Origin of the sequence: Pseudomonas sp. TH06 (genome assembly GCF_016651305.1) — a bacterium.
Taxonomy (GTDB): domain Bacteria; phylum Pseudomonadota; class Gammaproteobacteria; order Pseudomonadales; family Pseudomonadaceae; genus Aquipseudomonas.
The window spans coordinates 2,059,825-2,078,061 of sequence record NZ_JAEKEC010000001.1 but is presented as its reverse complement, the minus strand read 5'-3'; the positions used below and the strand labels follow the sequence as shown (position 1 = coordinate 2,078,061).

Annotated in this window: 12 protein-coding genes; 3 read left to right on the top strand and 9 right to left on the bottom strand. The window is 60.2% G+C overall.

Annotation, left to right across the window (positions count from 1 at the left end; all coding sequences use genetic code 11):
• Window positions 1-11: 11 nt before the first annotated feature.
• Window positions 12-722 (bottom strand): TraX family protein, encoded by a 711-nt coding sequence (locus tag JFT86_RS09290; RefSeq protein WP_201236519.1) that lies wholly within the window; start codon window positions 720-722, stop codon window positions 12-14.
• Between the two features lie 127 nt (window positions 723-849).
• Here JFT86_RS09290 and JFT86_RS09285 point away from each other — a divergent pair, with 127 nt between their 5' ends.
• Together JFT86_RS09285 and JFT86_RS09280 are read left to right on the top strand one after the other, a co-directional pair.
• Entirely contained in the window at window positions 850-1,890 is a 1,041-nt protein-coding gene (locus tag JFT86_RS09285; protein ID WP_201236518.1) for a low specificity L-threonine aldolase, read from the top strand.
• Window positions 1,891-2,042: 152 nt separating this feature from the next.
• Window positions 2,043-2,867 (top strand): NAD(P)-dependent oxidoreductase, encoded by an 825-nt coding sequence (locus tag JFT86_RS09280; RefSeq protein WP_201236517.1) that lies wholly within the window; start codon window positions 2,043-2,045, stop codon window positions 2,865-2,867.
• Window positions 2,868-2,986: 119 nt separating this feature from the next.
• Here JFT86_RS09280 and gbcB read toward each other — a convergent pair whose 3' ends face one another.
• Complete coding sequence (gbcB, locus tag JFT86_RS09275) at window positions 2,987-4,087, bottom strand: glycine-betaine demethylase subunit GbcB (protein WP_201236516.1); 1,101 nt, start codon at window positions 4,085-4,087, stop codon at window positions 2,987-2,989.
• Window positions 4,088-4,383: 296 nt separating this feature from the next.
• Between gbcB and gbcA the strand changes: the two genes are divergently transcribed.
• Window positions 4,384-5,679 (top strand): glycine-betaine demethylase subunit GbcA, encoded by a 1,296-nt coding sequence (gbcA, locus tag JFT86_RS09270; protein WP_201236515.1) that lies wholly within the window; start codon window positions 4,384-4,386, stop codon window positions 5,677-5,679.
• 103 nt (window positions 5,680-5,782) lie between these two features.
• On the opposite strand, the gene JFT86_RS09265 is transcribed toward gbcA, so the two are convergent.
• From JFT86_RS09265 to dgcB, 7 genes are all read right to left on the bottom strand, one after another.
• Window positions 5,783-7,027 carry a metallophosphoesterase gene (locus tag JFT86_RS09265; protein ID WP_201236514.1) on the bottom strand — a complete coding sequence of 415 codons (1,245 nt, stop codon included), beginning with the start codon at window positions 7,025-7,027 and terminating at the stop codon, window positions 5,783-5,785.
• Window positions 7,028-7,052: 25 nt separating this feature from the next.
• Window positions 7,053-8,921: a hypothetical protein gene (locus JFT86_RS09260; RefSeq protein WP_201236513.1), complete on the bottom strand. Its 1,869-nt coding sequence runs from the start codon at window positions 8,919-8,921 to the stop codon at window positions 7,053-7,055.
• 206 nt (window positions 8,922-9,127) lie between these two features.
• Window positions 9,128-12,580: an alpha/beta fold hydrolase gene (locus JFT86_RS09255; RefSeq protein WP_201236512.1), complete on the bottom strand. Its 3,453-nt coding sequence runs from the start codon at window positions 12,578-12,580 to the stop codon at window positions 9,128-9,130.
• 949 nt (window positions 12,581-13,529) lie between these two features.
• Complete coding sequence (locus JFT86_RS09250) at window positions 13,530-14,096, bottom strand: GNAT family N-acetyltransferase (RefSeq protein WP_201231533.1); 567 nt, start codon at window positions 14,094-14,096, stop codon at window positions 13,530-13,532.
• Between the two features lie 137 nt (window positions 14,097-14,233).
• Complete coding sequence (locus JFT86_RS09245) at window positions 14,234-15,004, bottom strand: electron transfer flavoprotein subunit beta (protein ID WP_201236511.1); 771 nt, start codon at window positions 15,002-15,004, stop codon at window positions 14,234-14,236.
• A gap of 15 nt (window positions 15,005-15,019) precedes the next feature.
• Entirely contained in the window at window positions 15,020-16,240 is a 1,221-nt protein-coding gene (locus JFT86_RS09240) for an electron transfer flavoprotein subunit alpha/FixB family protein (protein WP_201236510.1), read from the bottom strand.
• Window positions 16,240-18,189, bottom strand: a complete 1,950-nt coding sequence (gene dgcB / locus JFT86_RS09235) for a dimethylglycine demethylation protein DgcB (RefSeq protein ID WP_201236509.1) — start codon at window positions 18,187-18,189, stop codon at window positions 16,240-16,242. The genes JFT86_RS09240 and dgcB overlap by 1 nt, the downstream gene beginning before the upstream one ends.
• Window positions 18,190-18,237 lie beyond the last annotated feature (48 nt).

Here is an 18,237-nt window from a genome sequence, read left to right as displayed (position 1 = left end):
TCCTACAGGGGTTATGCGATCGATTGGCGGATTGCGAGCAGCAGGAGGAAATGCGCGGGATAGAGGGCATACGCCCAGCGCCTCATCGGCGGAGCCTGGAGATGTCGCGCATGTCGCAACAGGAACATTCCGAGCAGTGGCGCAATCAGGCATGTCGCAATGCCGAAGATCGCCACCTCATTGCCGAATTGCGCGGATTCGAACAGCGTCTGCCACTGGTTCGCCGCCAGACACACCAGCCCCGGCAGCAGGCTGAAATACCATCGACGGCGAAACACCAGCAGCATTGCCAACGGCAACAGCACACCAAAAACGCCAAACATCAGTCGCTCCGAGAACAGCGCCGCCAGTAGCAGACTGACGCCGCCGAGCAATCGCGAAGCTACTGCCCGATCCTGCCAGCCTCGGGCGACCAATAACCCTAAGGCGAGGGTCGGCATGACATTCAACGTATCGGGATCAGGAATGTACAACCGATAGGGAATTTCACTCACGGCGCTGAACAGCAACAACCAGCCCAGATAACGCCATTCGGTTTTCTGCGCCCCGGCTCGGGAAAGATTCGCCGCCATTGCCAGACAAAACCAAGGGAACGCGAAACGTCCTGGCACATACAGCCAATCGGCGCTGATCCCGACATATCTCAGGTGATCGAGCAACATGCTCAGCAGCGCCAGCCACTTGAGCAGATCCAGTGCGCCGTCACGTTTACTCAGGTGCATAATCGGCCCGTGTCCTTGTACAGTTCTGACAGCGACATCCCGTGTGCTCCCCGGAAGATCTTCGGTAAAGTGCGCACCATCATTGACCAACGAGGCGCCACAAGCGTTTCGATCACGGAAGCCGGCCATGACCGACAAGAGCCAACAATTCGCCAGCGACAACTATTCCGGTATCTGCCCTGAAGCCTGGGCTGCCATGGAACAGGCCAACCACGGCCACCAACGCGCTTATGGCGACGATGAATGGACCGCACGCGCGGCCGATCATTTCCGCCAACTGTTCGAAACCGACTGCGAAGTGTTCTTCGCCTTCAACGGCACCGCCGCCAACTCGCTGGCGCTGTCGTCACTGTGCCAGAGTTACCACAGCGTGATCTGCTCGGAAACCGCCCACGTCGAAACCGACGAATGCGGCGCCCCGGAGTTCTTCTCCAATGGTTCGAAACTGCTGATCGCCCGTACCGAAAACGGCAAGATCACCCCCGAGTCGATCCGCGAAGTCGCCCTCAAGCGCCAGGACATTCACTACCCGAAACCACGCGTGGTGACCCTGACCCAAGCCACCGAAGTCGGCAGCGTCTACACCCCGGAAGAAGTTCGCGCCATCAGCGCCACCTGCAAGGAACTGGGCCTGCACCTGCACATGGACGGCGCACGTTTCTCCAACGCCTGCGCGTTCCTCGGCTGCTCGCCGGCCGACCTGACCTGGAAGGCCGGCGTCGACGTGCTGTGCTTCGGCGGCACCAAGAACGGCATGGCCGTGGGTGAAGCGATCCTGTTCTTCAACCACAAACTGGCCGAAGACTTCGACTACCGCTGCAAGCAGGCCGGGCAACTGGCCTCGAAAATGCGCTTCCTGTCGGCACCGTGGGTCGGCATTCTCGAAACCGACGCCTGGCTCAAATACGCCCGCCACGCCAACCACTGCGCGCAACTGCTGGCAGAGCTGGTCAGCGACATCCCGGGTGTCGAGCTGATGTTCCCGGTGCAGGCCAACGGCGTGTTCCTGCAACTGTCGGAACCGGCCATCGCCGCGTTGACCGCCAAAAACTGGCGTTTCTACACCTTCATCGGCAAGGGCGGCGCCCGCTTCATGTGCTCGTGGGACACCGAAGAAGAACGCGTACGCGAACTGGCCCGCGACATCCGCGAAGTCATGTCTGCCTGATCCTCACAGCCAATGCACTCCCTGATTTGGGGACCCCCTTCAATGAGGTGATCCCCTCGCCACAAAGTTACACCCCACCTACCGCGTTTGCCTCTTGGTCTACATTGTCTGTCGAGCCTTCCGCTCACATAACAATAAGCAGGAGCATCGGCATGTCGTTACAAGGCAAAACCCTGTTCATTACCGGCGCCAGCCGTGGCATTGGCCGTGAGATTGCGCTGCGGGCCGCAAAGGATGGGGCGAATATCGTCATCGCCGCCAAGAGCGCCGAACCCCACGCCAAACTGCCCGGCACTATCCATAGCGTCGCCGCCGAAGTCGAAGCGGCGGGCGGCAAGGCCTTGGCGTTGCAAGTGGATGTACGTGATGAAGACGCCGTGCGTCAGGCACTGGCTCAGGCCAACGAGCATTTCGGCGCCATCGACGCGCTGATCAACAACGCCGGGGCGATCAAACTCACCGGCGTGCAGCACATTGAACTCAAGCGTTTCGACCTGATGCATCAGATCAACACCCGCGCGGTGTTGCTGTGCAGCCAGGTCGCCCTGCCCTATCTGAAGAAATCCGCCGGGCACATCCTTAACCTGTCACCGCCGTTGAATCTGGCAAACAAGTGGTTCGCCCAATACAGCCCCTACACCGTGACCAAATACGGCATGAGCATGCTGACGCTGGGGATGAGCGAGGAGTTCGCTAATTACGGCATCAGCGTCAATTCGCTGTGGCCGCAGACGATGATTGCCACGGCGGCGATCGAGTTTCAGTTGGGTAATCGGGATTCGTTCAAGCACGCGCGTACGCCGGCAATCATGGCGGATGCGGCGCATGTGATTCTGGATAGCAGCGGGCGGCAGATCAGCGGGCGGTTGTTGATTGATGAGGAGATTCTGCGCGAGAACGGCGTAACCGAATTCGATCATTACCGATTTGAACCGGACAGCGACGCAGCACTGATGCCCGACCTGTTCGTCGATTGAAATACTGCCCCCTGTAGGAGTGAGCCTGCTCGCGATGGGGCCGGAACATTCAACGAAGATGTTGACTGACCTAACGCTATCGCGAGCAGGCTCACTCCTACAGGGATCTTCAGCGCCCGTCAGAATTCGATTCTGACATCCCCTTTGGGCACGCTGCAGCACGAAAGAATAAACCCTTCCGCCTCGTCGTCCTCGGTAATCCCGCCGTTGTGGTCCATCTCCACTTCGCCCCCCAGTTTCATCACCTTGCACGTCCCGCAAATGCCCATGCCGCAGGCTTTCGGAATCATCAGCCCCAGCTTGGCCGCCGCGGCGTGAACTGTCTCGCCCGGCGCCACACGTATGCTCTTGCCGGACGCGGTGAACTCGACCTGATGCAGATCCGCCGCATCGATTTCCGGTGCGTCGGCTGCCTGCTCGGCCTGTTCCACTGCATCGGCACGCGCCTCGGGCGGCGTCGCACCAAAGGATTCCTCGTGATAACGCGACATGTCGTAACCGGCATTTTCCAGCAGGCGCTTCACCGCCGTCATGTACGGCGTCGGGCCGCAGCAGAACACTTCGCGCTCAAGGAAGTCCGGCACCATCAGTTCGAGCATCTTGTGATTGAGATAGCCGCGATAACCGGCCCACGGCTCGCCCAGACCGTGCTTCTCGCAGATCAGGTGCAGGCTGAAGTTATCGATCCGCGACGCCATGTGTTCCAGCTCGCGGTGGTAAATGATGTCTTTCGGCGAGCGTGCGCTGTGGATAAAGGTCATGTCGACGTTGGCGTTGGTGTCGTAGAACCAGCGCGCCATGGACATGCATGGCGTGATGCCGACGCCGCCGCTGAGGTACAGCACTTTCGGGCTCGGGAAGTCGATGCCGTTGAACAGCCCGACCGGTCCGTGCACCGCCAGCTCCTGGCCTTCGTGCAGGGTGTCGTGCAGCCAGTTGGAGACCTTGCCGCCCGGCACCCGTTTGATCGTTACCGAAAAGCTGTACGGCACCGACGGCGAACTGGAAATGGTGTACGAGCGCATGATCGGCTGGCCTTCGATCTCCAGCTCCAGGGTGACGAACTGCCCGGGCTTGAAGAAGAACAGGATCGGCTGATCGGCCATGAAGCAGAAGGTGCGCACGTCCCAGGTTTCCTGGATGACTTTGACGCAACGGACGATGTGTCGGCCATTGGCCCAGGTCTGGGTGGTGACCGGATTCAGGAAGCTGTTGGACATGCTGTTCTCCACGGCCGACTGTCGGCCTCATGTCGGCGATTCTGCGTATAGCGCAGACCGCCCGTTTACCTATCCGCGACATTGACATACTTATCGCGACCAGCCCCCAACCACCGGGGGTTGCGCGTCGGGAACAGATTGCACCATGTCGCCCATGGATAAGGTTCCGCCCAGCGCCGGCCCCACACTCGCCTCAACACCAAGACAGATTCTTTACACCTTGCGTAGCAACCGTTTGCAGCACACCTGATTAGCCACTTTCGCCGGCCACGCAGATGGCCATGAGGATCACATCGATGGACGTCACCGCAAAAATCAGCCTGGGCGATCCGCTGGAACCCGCACGCAAGGCCACTGCACAAATGCTGCAAGAGCGCGAGCGCACATTCTCGCTGCCACAGCCGTTCTACAGCGACGAGCGGCTGTTCGATATCGACATGCAGGAGATCTTCCAGAAAGAGTGGTTGATCGCCGGCATGACCTGCGAGATCCCGGCCAAGGGCAACTACCTGACCCTGCAAATCGGCAAGAACCCGATCATCGTCATTCGTGGCGCTGAAGGCGTGGTGCATGCGTTCCACAACGTCTGCCGCCACCGTGGCTCGCGCCTGTGCACCAGTGAAAAAGGCAAAGTCGCCAAACTGGTCTGCCACTACCACCAGTGGACCTACGAGCTGGACGGTCGTCTGCTGTTCGCCGGCAGCGAAATGGGCGCCGACTTCGACATGAAGCAGTACGGCCTGAAACCGGTGAAGGTGAAGACGGCCGGCGGCTACATCTTCATCAGCCTGGCGGAAAACCCACCGGCCATCGATGACTTCCTGTCGACGCTGAACCACTACATGGAACCGTACGACATGGAGAACACCAAGGTGGCGATCACCACCACCTTGATGGAAAAGGCCAACTGGAAACTGGTGCTGGAAAATAACCGCGAGTGCTACCACTGCAACGCGTCGCACCCGGAACTGCTGAAAACCCTGCTGGAATGGGACGACGTCACCGACCCGCGCGCCGATCAGGCGTTCAAGGATCACGTCGCCGCGTCCGCCGCGGCCTGGGAAGCCGAGAAGATTCCTTACGCCCACGCCAGTTTCGGCCTGCGTAACCGCATCGTGCGCATGCCGCTGCTCAAGGGCACCGTGTCGATGACCCTCGACGGCAAACAGGGCTGCGCGAAACTGATGGGCCGGATCAAGAACCCGGACCTCGGTTCGATGCGCATCCTGCATCTGCCGCACTCGTGGAACCACTGCATGGGCGATCACATCATCGTCTTCACCGTGTGGCCGATCAGCGCGCAGGAAACCATGGTCACCACCAAGTGGATCGTGCACAAGGATGCGGTGGAAGGTGTGGATTACGACGTCGATCGCATGCGCCAGGTGTGGGACGCGACCAACGATCAGGACCGGCGCCTGGCGGAAGAGAACCAGCGCGGGATCAACTCGACGGCCTATCAGCCTGGGCCTTACTCGAAGACCTATGAGTTTGGTGTGGTCAACTTTGTCGACTGGTACAGCGAGCGCCTGTTGAACAACCTCGGGGCCGAACCTGCGCCCTACCTCAAAGGCGTCCCCGTCCAGGGCTAAAAGCAAAGGCAAAAAGCTTCGCGAGCAGGCTCACTCCTACAAGGGAACGCATTCCAACTGTAGGAGTGAGCCTGCTCGCGATGGCGTCATCACAGTCGCCGTGTTACTTGGATGACCACCTCACCGATCCATCCTCACCAATAAACTCCTCAAAGATATCCTCCCCCACCAAGCGGATTTTCGCGTACCCGTTCAACACCCGATCCGGATACGCCGGGTCCTTCGCACTCCGCGTCTCCGACCACAGCACCCGCGAATGCCCATCGAGCTCGCTGGCATTGCCATACGGAATCGCCCCGTGCCCCGCACAGCGCGCATGCAAACCGCCCTGCGTCGCATAAACGATGCCGTTGTGCAGGTGCCCCCAATACCAGTAATCCGGCTCACGCCCCAGCGCATCGCACACCGGTTGATACAGCGCAGTCTTGTTGTGCCCGGAAATATCGAAGCCCTGATGATGGCTGAGCACCATGATTTTCTTGCGCTTCGGCAGGCCTTTCATCCACACGATCTGCGGTTCATTCAACGTGCCGTCCATGTACAGGTTCATCGCGTCTGACGCGTACGCCGAATCCAGCCCGACCACCAGCCAGTCATCGTTGATCAGCGCAAAGTAACTGGTGCCCTGCTGCCCCGGAAAACGCTTGGCCAGTTCCTTGAAGTAGCCGTGGGCGCCGCTGTACATCTCGTGGTTGGAATTGAGCGTGAATGAGCCATGGGTGCCCATCGGCCAACCGACCATGTCGACGTCTTCCTGCGAGTGGCTACCGGCGTAATACACATCGCCCAAATGAATGGTGAAATCGGCCTGGGCCAGCTGCATCTGATTGGCCACCGACACCGCCGGCGCATGGCTGTCGAACGGCCCGGTGCCCCAGTCGCCGGCAATTGCCAGCGTCACGTCGCGCTCCATCTGCACCACCGCCGGGTCGGTGCCGAAGGTTGCGTGATGCCGCAGGTTTTCAATCCACTTGAGCAGTGCCTCACTCCACAGCAGGTCGAGCAGTTCCCACTTGCGACAGCCGAGCAGACTGCCGTCCTTCAGCACGCGGGTTTGCAGTTGATCGGTCGATTGCGGCAGCGGCGTGGCATTACCGATGCGCAAGATCGACAAGCCGTGGGACAGCTCCCACGGCACTGCCGGTTCGTCGCCCGGCAACTCGCCGTTTTTCAGCACGTACTGCGCCTGATCGTGGCCGCGCTGCAGCAACTTGATGATCGCCTGAAACTCTTGCGGCTCCAGCTCGCTGATGAGCTTCATCCAGGCCATTTCCATGCGCGTGAACAAGCCATGAATGCGCACCTTGACCTTGTCGTACTCGTGTTCCCAATGACTGACCAGTGACATGGTGTATTCCTCTCTCCGTAAGGGTTCACAGGGTTTTCATGAATTCGATCAGCGCACGTTTGTCGTCGTCCGACAGCGTCGTGCCATACAGGTGACCGCTGTTGTGATTGCCCTCCAGCCGCGTGTCGTATTTGAAGTCGGCCGAGGCTTTGGCCTGGGCGCCGCTGGTGACGAAACCGACGTTGACCGGGTCGTAAATATCGGAACCGGTGATGAACACCACCGGCCGTTTTTCCGGCGGTTGCAGCAAGTCCCACAAGGTCGGCACCGAACCGTTATGCAGGTACGGCGCGCGCAGCCAGATGCCGTCGGTCGGTGTGTTGCTGTAGCTCTGGGTCTTGCGGTAGGCGCCGAAGTCGAACGGCGGTTTCTTGAAGCTGTGGAATGCAGCCACCAGCCCTGTGGTGAAAGAGTCCAGCCGATGCGGATCGGTGCCGAGCTGGTCGATGTTGGTGGTGACCTGACCGGTATCCGCCCGACCGAAGTCGTGACAACCGGCGCAGTTGTTGTCCCAGATCGGTTTGCCCTGCGCGACTTTCGCCTGATCCAGCGCCCACGGCCACGTCGGCGCCTTGTGCCCGAGCAGCCAGTTGGTCACACGGTTGAAGCTTGGAGGCAGCACCGATTCAGGTGTCGCACCCACCGCCATCGCGGCGGCGTAGTTGCGTTCGTGGATCTTGTTGTTATTGCCGTCCCAGTGCAGGTACATCGATTCCCGCGGTTTCTGGTTCCACACTTGTGGCAGGTCGACGGTGCCAATGGTCGAGTCATCCGGGAAGCCGAACACCACCATTTTTGTCGGGTTGAACGTGTCGGTGCGGCCCGGGCCTTGTTGCGGGCGTAGCTTCTGCCAGGCATAGGCCTGTTTCTGCTTGAGCAGCGCACTTTTCGCCATCGGCATGATCAGGTAGCGGTTGTAGATTTTTTCGAAGAAACCCAACTGGAACTTGGCGTTGATCGCCGTCATCACCGCGTCGGTGGTGAATTTCGGGTCACTGGCGCAATCGTAGGCAAACCACTGGAAGGCTTGCAGTTGCAAGGTGTTGGCCGGTGCACTCGGCACGTTGACAGCAACGTCACTGGCGTTCGCCCGGTAGGAACCGGTGTGGCACAGCGCACAGTTGGGCTCGACGGTCGGGTAGCCGATCTGCCGCTTGGCCATGCCGATCGGCAGGTCCTTGCCGTTCTCGAAGAGAAAGCCGAAGACTTCCCAACCACCGGGCTTGGGCATTTTTTCCGGGCACATCTGCGGCAGTACGGCGAACAGGTAATACGGGATGCGTGCTTCGATTCCCAAACCAATCGCGGCGTATTTGTAGTGATCTTCGTCGGAGGCGTATTCCTGTTCGGGGACGACGCGGAGCATCTGATACCAGGTTTCGTAACCGATGAAACCGAGCACCGCGACCACCACCAACGTGCCGACCTTGAAGGCGTGACTCCGCCATTGCCGCTGCCACGCCGCTCGCCATTCACGCCAGCCATCGCAGAGCAGCGCCCATGGCCGGTTCTCGGGCGTGGTGCCGAGGTACAGCAGAATGCCGAGGATCAGAAAAAAGCTCAGATCGCCCATCAGCATCGGCACGAATACCGAGCCCTGAATGCTGGTGTTGATCAGGTAGATCCAGAAGATCACGGCAATCAGCCGCGTCAGCACGCACAGCCAGGAATGCACCACATAACGCGGCGCGTTGAAGCCCGACGGCATGTAAAACACACTGATGCCGACCAGCAGCATCCCGGCGTTTTCCAGCCACGGGTCGGAGAGTTGCGGCGGCAACCCGACCACCGATGTCAGCAGTCCCGGCGCGAACAGCGCCGGGATCGCGAACACCATGTTCATCGCGATACCTATCCAGATGAAGCGTTGAAACCAGCGGATGTAGCTGTCCATATCGTCCACTTCCTTCTAATCACCAACCTGCAATTCCTCCTGTGGCGAGGGGATTTATCCCCGTTCGGCTGCGCAGCAGTCGCAAAACCCACTTACGGTTTTCCAGATGCACCGCATTGGCTGGTTTTGGGGCCGCTTCGCGACCCAACGGGGATAAATCCCCTCACCACAGGGGATCTCCTCAGCACAAAGTTCAGTAACGCCTGTCAGCCGAGGGCAGTTTTCTCCAGGTGTTCAAGGATGATCGGATAGACATCGACCACCGCGTTCTTGCCGAACATGCAGTCGATGTGGCCGTAGCCTGGCACTACATGCCGGCTGTAGCGCTCCGGCCCGTGGGCTTCGCAGACTCGCTGGTAGGTCTTCAGAGTGCTTTCCGGCAGATAGCACTGGTTGTCGGCGCCGCTGATAAAGCAGATCGGCATGCTCAGCCGATCAAAGTGCGGCATGTACACATCGTTGCCTTTGAAATCCACCAGATGCCCTTTGCGCACGATCAGCGCCAGGTGTTCGAAAGTCTCGATGTTCGACTCGCCAAACAACTCATGCAGGTTGTCGTGCAGGGTTTCGTTGAGGGTGTCGTGGCGATACAGCGAGGCGTACATGAAAGTGATGCGGTGGCACACCGGGTTGGTGCAATACCCTTGCGCTTCGATCCGCGCGTAGCCGTTGAGGGCTTTGTCGTAGAGTTTGTTGAACCAGTTCTCCTTGCTGTCGGCGTATGCGGTCATCGACTTGATGCCGATCGCATCGAGCATCCCCGGCAGGTGCAGCCCGGCCTTCAACCCGGTGGCAGTAGCGACCACGGTATCAGCGGCAATCTGCGAACAGACCACCGAACGCACGCCCTGCAAACCGGCGAGCAGCGACATGAAGAACGTCGTCGCACCGTAGCAATGCACCACGCACTGCACGTCTTTCGCTTTGGTTTCCTGCTGAATCTGCGCAATGGCGGCCTTGAAGTCGTACTGGGCGATCTGATCGCCGTTCCATTCCTTCTTGCTCGCCGGCAACAGAATGCTCACGCGGAAATCCAGCAGCCAGACGTCGTAGTCGTGCTTGCACAGGTATTCGAGCAGGTTGGTCTGAATGGTGTCAGTGGAGAAGATATTCGAACCGACGCCCAAGCCATGCACCAGCATCACCGGGCCTTTGCTGCCGGCCTGATAACGGGTCAGGCGCAGTTCCACGCCGTCCTCGGTGGGAAAGAAATGCACCGCCGGAGTTGGCGCATCCAGCGGCCGTTTCAGCCGTGGCGGCGCGTCGGGGTTGAAGTAGATATCGCCGGCAAACACCCCGCCGTAGCTTTCCCAGAGGATTCCGGCGAAGAACTTGCCGAAGCGCGCCAGCCCCTCGATGCGCTCACGCTCGTTGCGTGCGTTGAGTACTTTCATGGTGGTCATTTGTTTGGCGAAATCGGTCGGATGGATGTGCATCACCCCCGAGCCGATGACCTCGCCAGACTTGTCCGGCCCGCGATACAACGTCACGTACAAAGTGCTGGTGTCGTGCCAGATATTCAGCACGCCGTTGTCTTCCGGCACGGTTTTGAAGGCGCTGAAAAAGTAGTCGTTGCCGTCCTCGGCGGTCAGCTTCATGTCGTATTTCATGTGGCGCGTATCGACCTGTTGCTCGAATTGCTCGAACAGGTTGAACACACCGTTGCTGGCGGTCAGCGGTTGTGGCGACAGCGCCGGGGCGTTCACCGTGCCGACGATGGTTGCGGCGTGCTCCGGCTCTTTGATCATGCGGTTGAGGTCGTTGGCGGTAATGGTCAGGGTGAAATCGATCGGCGAGTTGTCCGCCTCGCCGCGCTTGGCCGCCGCTTCGTAAACTTTCAGATCAGTGCTTTGCGCAGCAGTAAAGGCGCGGGAGAAGTAGCCCTTCATGGTTTCGGTGAACTGCACGCCAAGGGTCGGCGGCGCCACTGGTTTGCGTGGCGCCGACGGCAGCGTGTAGTCAATCTCCCAGCCCCGGTCGGCGGCGAGCAGGCCCATGTTGCGCTCGCTCACGGCAGAAATCGTCAGCAGCGGGTTGACCGCCAGTGACGTCGGAATCACCGCGCCGTCGGTTACGTACAGATTGGCGTAGACATCGGTGCCGGCAGCGCCGCTGAACACCTGGCCCTTGTGATTGACCACGCCCTGCCCGGCGTCTTCGCCCATCACGCAGCCGCCCAGCGGATGCACCGAGACGATGCTGTGCTTGAGCAACTTGGTCCAGATCGGATTCTCCACCCAGACGCCGCCGAGCGCCTTGGTGCTTTGATGCAGGCGATCATTGCCGAGCTTGAAGTTTTCTTGCTCGCCAACGCCCGGCCAATCGATGCGCAGCTGATCCTTGTTATCCAGCACCATGCGTCCCTGACCGCTGTCGTGACTCATGATCAGGTAGGTCTGCATGTTGTGCAGCGCGCCGTAATACGGGCCGCGCAGAAAACTTTCCGCTTCGCGCTCCTTGTACTTCACCTTGCCGCTGAAACTGTCATCGCTGGCCACGCCGATCATCTCGGCGAACCCGGCCATGCTCGGCACCATCGGCCGACCGAGGGCGCCAGGGATCGAGCCTTCTTCAATGACCATGCGACTGCGCCAGTCACCTTCGGTGCGCATGTCGATCACCGAAGTGATGCATGGCCCGACCGGATGCAGTTCCTTGGCCGGGTGCGCGCCGAAACCGATGCCGTTGATGGTCTGTTCACAGTTATGGCCGAAACCGAGGATGTCACCATTGCCGCTCATGTTCTCGCCGAGCTGGCCGGACATCACCAGGCCTTTGTCCCGCGAGCGCAGGAGAATTTCGGTAGAGCCGAGGGTGCCCGCAGAAACCACGACGATGTCGGCTTTCACAAACAAGGTCGGCGCCGAGAACAGTTCACGACCACTGTCCAGAGTCTGGAAGTGCACGATCCAGCCATCGCCGTCGCGCTCCAGATGCCGCACTTCGGCCTGACAGAAAATCTCCGCGCCGTGGTTCCAGGCATCCGGCAGATAGTTCATCAACGTGGTGTTCTTGGCCTTGTTGTTACAGCCCGACACGCAGTCGCCGCACTGATTGCATGGCAGTTGCTCGACGCCGACATGATTGAGGTTGTTCGGCAGCTTGTCGAAGTTCACGTTGATCGGCGGCTTGTAGAAATGCGCGCCCTGCTTGAGGTAATCCGCAGATTTCTTGTTGGCATCGAGCTTGGGCAGATTGGGAGAGGTGTCCGGATAGGGATTGGGTTTGAGCATTTCCCGCGCGCGGGCATAACCGTCCTTGAGCAGCGTGTCGCGATGTTCACGCACAGCTTGCGGCCAGCGTGGGTCGTCGAACACACCGGGTTCCGGTTCCAGGGCAACGTTGGCATTGATCAGCGACGTACCGCCGAGGCCGCAACCGACCACGACATTCTGCTGGGCGTTGACGTGCAGATCGAACAACCCGGTGCGCGAACCGATATGGCCGTCGGGATCATGCACCTGCAACTCTTCGGTGGCGGCGATCATGGTGTTGGGGTATTCGCCGGGCTGAATCTCTCGCCCGCGCTCCAGCAAACACACACGTTTGCCGGCCCGGGACAGGCGCGAGGCAGCAATGCCGCCGCCATAACCGGAGCCAATGACGATGACGTCGTAATGTTCCTTGATCTCGCTGATGGGCGTTGCGATGCGTGTCATGAGACTGATCCTTTCTCAGGCTGATGGGGCAACTCTGCGGTTGCCTGCAATCAATGGGCGAACGAGCACCTGGCCTCCGGGGCGAACCCGGCGACAGCACAGCGGTTGGAGCAGGACTTATGCGCTACAGACGAGCGTGTTGATTGGCCGCACGACGTAACGTGCGCTTGCGTGGCGAGGGGGTTGGGCGATGTCGGCGGCTATCCATCATGCGTTCTCCCAGAACCAGATGTGGATAAGTGACGGCTGTCCTTGTGCCATTGCAGTGAAGACAGCGCAGGAATCGAAGTCAAGGCAACCACTTAGACCTGTATGAAATGTGATCAATTGCCGTTTGGACTATGGCCGGCGGGGCTTACAGGGTTTGGCAAACAAGTTATCCACATAGCCACCCACAGCAAATGGGGGTAACTGTGGATGAGTGGAAAAATAACGGGCTGATTTGTGAAGAAAAACCGTGACTTATCCAGAAGTACACTTTGCGATATCGATTGGGTGTTTTTTAATCAATCCTTTTAAAGCCACGTTTTACATGGCCTGTAGAAGATGGCGAACACGTTATCCACAGAAACGCCAACAGAGATCGGGGGTAACTTCTTAGCTGCTGTGGAAAAGCGCCCGAGGCTGTGAAAATTCGAAGGTTTCAACAGCATTGCGCATTCAAATGGCTGATTTGATCAGTTATTGATCAACCCTCCGAAAGCCTTGTTTTATATGGCTCACAGCGGATAGCGAACATCTTATCCACAGAAGCGCCAACAGAGATTGGGGGCAACTGGCGTTGTCCCTCTGTGGAAAAATCCCGTAAAAACCGCAACTTAGGTTGGTTGTTTTTTGATCTGCGGTCTGTAAGCCACGGTTGACGTGACTTGTAGTGAAGGGCGAACACGTTATCCACAGACTGGCCAACAGGGATTGTGCGTAAAACCCTGTCAGTGGATAACCAAAATCAGGCGCGGTGCATCAGATACGCCTCACCTGTCACCCGGATCATCGGATGCGGCGTCACCTGACAGGTTTTGACGATGCTGAAGCCGTGTCGCTCATAGAACCGACGCGCACCGGTATTGGCGGCGTAGTCGATCAGGCTCAGGCCTTTAAGCGCGAGTTGATCGGCGCGCGTCTGGGCGTGCTGGAGGAAGCGTACTCCCAACCCTTGATTGCGCCAGCCTTCATGCAGCGCCAGGCTGGAGATGTACAGCGTGTCCGCCACTTCCATATCGGCGTAAGGCGCCAGCACTGGATCGGTGGGCGGTGTCGGGTCTGGATCTTCGCGTGTGACATAGCTGTGCATCATGCCAACGACGCAGCCCTCGGCCTCGGCAATCAGGCAGTTCTGCCAGGAAAAATCCACATCGTCGCGGGCATAACGCCGCTCGCCGACATCCAGCAATGGCTCGCCCGGCTCCGCCAATTGGCTCCAGATGTAATCCGAGGCGCCCTCCGAGGAGATCTGAAACAAACGCGCAATGTCGCGCGCATCCGTGCGCCGGGCAGGTCGAAACTCAACAGTCATTCACTTGACTCCTCTAGGTCTGAGCGGCTGTTTTAACCTGCGTTTGAAAGCCGGAACAACCGGGAGACGGGCGGTTTTTCATGTCAACAAATGACAGCCAGTCGATCACCCACCTATGGCGGCGATCACTGGGCTCTTCAGCGGACCACGCCTTCTTCGATCAGCAGTTTGAGAATAGCCTCGGCGCCGGCTTGTGGAGTGACGCCTTTGAGCACTTGTCCTCCGCCGCCGCTGGCCTTGGCGGTGGCGGCCTTCATCCGGTCGGCGCCGCTTTTGGCCTTGATCACTTTCAGGCGTTTGGGCCTTGGTTTGGCCGGTTGCAGCGTGGCGACTGACAGCAACTCGTCGTCGACAACCTCGACATCCGCAGCCTCCAATACACCGCGCCGCGCCGGGCCATAAGCACTCTGCCGAGGTTTTGGCGCGGCGTTATCCACAGTCGCCAGAAACGGCAGCTTCACCTTCAACCGCCGCCGCTGCCCACGGGGCAATGCTTGCAGCACCAACGCCGAACCGTCGTTGATCGATTCGACCTGCGCCAGCCCGACCACCAGCGGCCAGCCCAACCCTTCGGCAAGCAGAAACGGCAACATCCCCGAACCTTCGCCGGTTTCCGCCTGACTGCCGGTCAACACCACTTGTGCCCCGGCCTCGCGCAGATACGCGGTCAGCGCCGGTAACGCATCGGCGCCGGCAGGCTGTTCGAGCACATGCATCTGCGCCAGGCCCATGCCCAGATAGGCACGCAGTGCGGGTTCCGCGACATCGCCGGCGTGCAGCACTTGCAGGTCATCCCCAGCCAATTGCAGGCCCAACTCAACGGCGCGCGCATCCTGTTCGGCGCGGCGTGGCCGGCCCGAGGTCGGGTGGGCGCCGATGGAAACCAGGCTGATGACATTGCTGTTCATAACTGTGTCCTTCCCTTAAGCCGCATCGCGCCTGGCGTCGTTGCGGTAAGCCGCTACCGCCGCGATCAAGGCTTGAAGAATCTCCGCGCTCTCGCCAATCACCGACAGGTCGGCACGCTTGATCATGTCGCAGCCCGGATCGAGGTTGATCGCCACAACTTTGTCGCAGGCACCAATGCCTTGCAGGTGCTGGATCGCCCCGGAAATCCCCACCGCCACGTAAACCCGTGCAGTGACCCAGGTGCCGGACGCGCCGACCTGCCGATCACGCGCCATAAAGCCATCGTCCACCGCCACCCGCGACGCGCCTTCGGTAGCGCCGAGTGCTGCCGCCGTTTCGTGGAACAGTGCCCAGTCCTTGACGCCGTTGCCGCCGGAGAAGATGAACTCGGCTTCGGCCATCGGAATCGCTGCCGGGTCCACCGCCACCGCGCCGAGATCTTCGATTCGCGACAAGCTGCGCGCGACACTTGTGGATAACTCCACTGGCAGCGCTTCGTGACGGGTTTCGCTGACCGGCTCCGCGCATTCGGCCGAGGCCAGAATCAACCGCGCAACCGGCCGTGCCAGATCCTGCAGCCCGGCACCAGCGCGGCCGATGCATTGCTGATCCTTGACCTGCCAGACCCGGGTCGCCGGGCGTTCACCGAGTGCGGCGGCAAAGCGTCGACCGAGTTCACCGCCGCCGCTGCGACTGTCCGGCAGCAACCAATGACGCGGATTGAATTGGTTATCCACAGCCCGCAAACCTTGCACTCGCTGCTCCGGTGCATAACCACTGAACTCGTCGCCCTCCAGCACCAACAAGCGGTCGACACCGGCGCTGGCGAAGGCGTTTTCCTTGTGCTCACCGAACACCACCGCCAACACCGCGCCGTCCTTGCCGGCCAGTTGATGGGCGAGGCCAAGCAAGTCGCGGTCGTGGCTGCTCAAGCGACCACCGACCATGTCCGGCACCACGCTGATGTAGAACGCCGGAGCCGCTACTTGATGCAGCGGCAATTGCACTTCCACAGTGGCCGAACGTTTGACCGCCCCGCCCTGCTGCGCGCCGCTGCGGTCGATCCGTTTGAGGCCGTTGGGGCCGATAAAACCGATGCCGTGGAGGCTCTTGCGGATGACGCCGTTTGGGCCCATCCAGCTGTGTTGCGCCGGTTGCATGGCGGCGTGCAGCGGATGCAGACGGTTACGTGCGATCCATTCAGCACGCGGGTCGCGGCGGATAATGTCGCTCATCAGTGGGCCTCCGCAGGTTCACGTTTGGCCGGGGTGGCAGGCTTGTTCGGCGCGGCGTCTTCGAGCAGCGCGTCGGCCACCAGTTCGGCAATGTCCTTGATCAGCGGCCGTGGTTCGACCACGCCTTCGAGCATCGCCGTGCACTGTGGACAACCCACGGCCACCAGTTCGGCACCCGTCTCGCGGATGTCTTCCATGCGCATGTCGGGAATCCGCTGCTTGCCCGGAATGTCAGTGATCGGCGCCCCGCCACCGCCGCCGCAGCAGCGCGAACGGAAGCCTGAACGTTGCATTTCTTTGACTTCGATGCCGAGGGCACGCAGCACTTCACGCGGTGCCTCGTACTCGCCGTTGTAGCGACCGAGGTAGCACGGATCGTGATAGGTCACGCTGTTGCCTTTGTGCTGACCAAGATTGAGCGCGCCGGCCTGGATGATTTCCGCCATGTAAGTGCTGTGATGCTGCACCAGGTAGTTGCCATCGAAGGCGCCGTATTCGTTTTTCAGCACATGGAAACTGTGCGGATCGCAGGTGACGATGCGGTTGAAGCTGTATTTCGCCAGGGTCTGAATATTGCGTTTGGCGAGCAACTGGAAGGTCGCTTCGTCGCCGAGACGTCGAGCCACATCGCCGCTGTCACGCTCTTCGAGGCCCAGCACGGCGAAGTCGACCTTGGCCGCTTTCAGCACTTTGACGAAGGCGCGCAAAGTGCGCTGATTGCGCATGTCGAAGGCGCCATCGCCGACCCAGAACAACACGTCGGTGGATTTCTTTTCGCTGAGCAGATTGAGGTTCAAGTCCGCCGCCCAGTTCATCCGCCCGCCCGGCGCGAAACCGCCCGGGTTGTCGGTGGCGATGAGGTTTTCGAGGACTTCGGCGCCCTTGTTCGGCGTCGCGCCTTTTTCCAGGGTCAGGTGACGGCGCATGTCGACGATGGCGTCGACGTGCTCGATCATCATCGGGCATTCCTCGACGCAGGCGCGGCAGGTGGTGCACGACCAGAGGGTTTCGGCATCCACCAGACCGTTGACGATCGGTTGATGCGGATTGCCAGCGTGTTCACCAATGACTTTGCCTGGATACGGACTACCAGCAAAGTTCGCGTCGGTGCCGCCGGCAAGACCGACGACCATGTCCTGAATCAGTTTTTTCGGGTTCAGCGGTTGGCCGGCGGCGAACGCCGGGCACGCCGCTTCGCACTTGCCGCACTGCACGCAGGCGTCGAAACCGAGCAACTGGTTCCAGGTGAAATCCTTGGGTTTTTCCACACCCAGTGGCGCGTTCGGGTCGTTGAGGTCCAGCGGCTTCAAACCGGTGGAACGACCGCCACCAAAACGTTCAGCACGACGGTGCCAAGCCAGGTGCAAGGCACCGGCGAAGGCGTGTTTCATCGGCCCGCCCCAGGTCATGCCGAAGAACAGCTCCGACACGCCCCACAACACACCGATTCCGAGAATGACCGCCAGCACCCAGCCGCCGAAGTTCTCCGGAAGAATCCCGGCCACCGGCAAGGTCAGCAGAAAGAACGACGCCGAAAACGCCAGCAGGCTTTTCGGCAGGCGCATCCACGGGCCTTTCGACAGCCGTGCCGGCGGGTTGCGCCGACGCAGGTAAACGAAGATTGCACCGACGAACATCACCGCCGTCATCAGCAGCAAGGCATAACCCAGAATGCGGTTATGCAGGCCGAAACCGTGCACCAGAATTGCCAGCACAATCGACGCCACTGCGCCGCCAGCCGTGGCGACGTGGGTGTTGGCGATGTATTTGTCCCGCGCCACCACATGGTGCAAGTCGACCATGTAGCGCTTGGGCATGGCGAGCAGGCCGCCGATCAGGTCGACCTTCGAGGCCCGGCCCCGGCGCCACATCGCTACCCGCCGCAACGCGCCGAGGACACCAAGGGCCAGGGCTGCGAACAACAGGATTGGAAGAAGGGTGTTCAACATAGGTGAAGCTCCCAAAGACCGCAGGGTCTTGCAGGCCAAACTACCTGG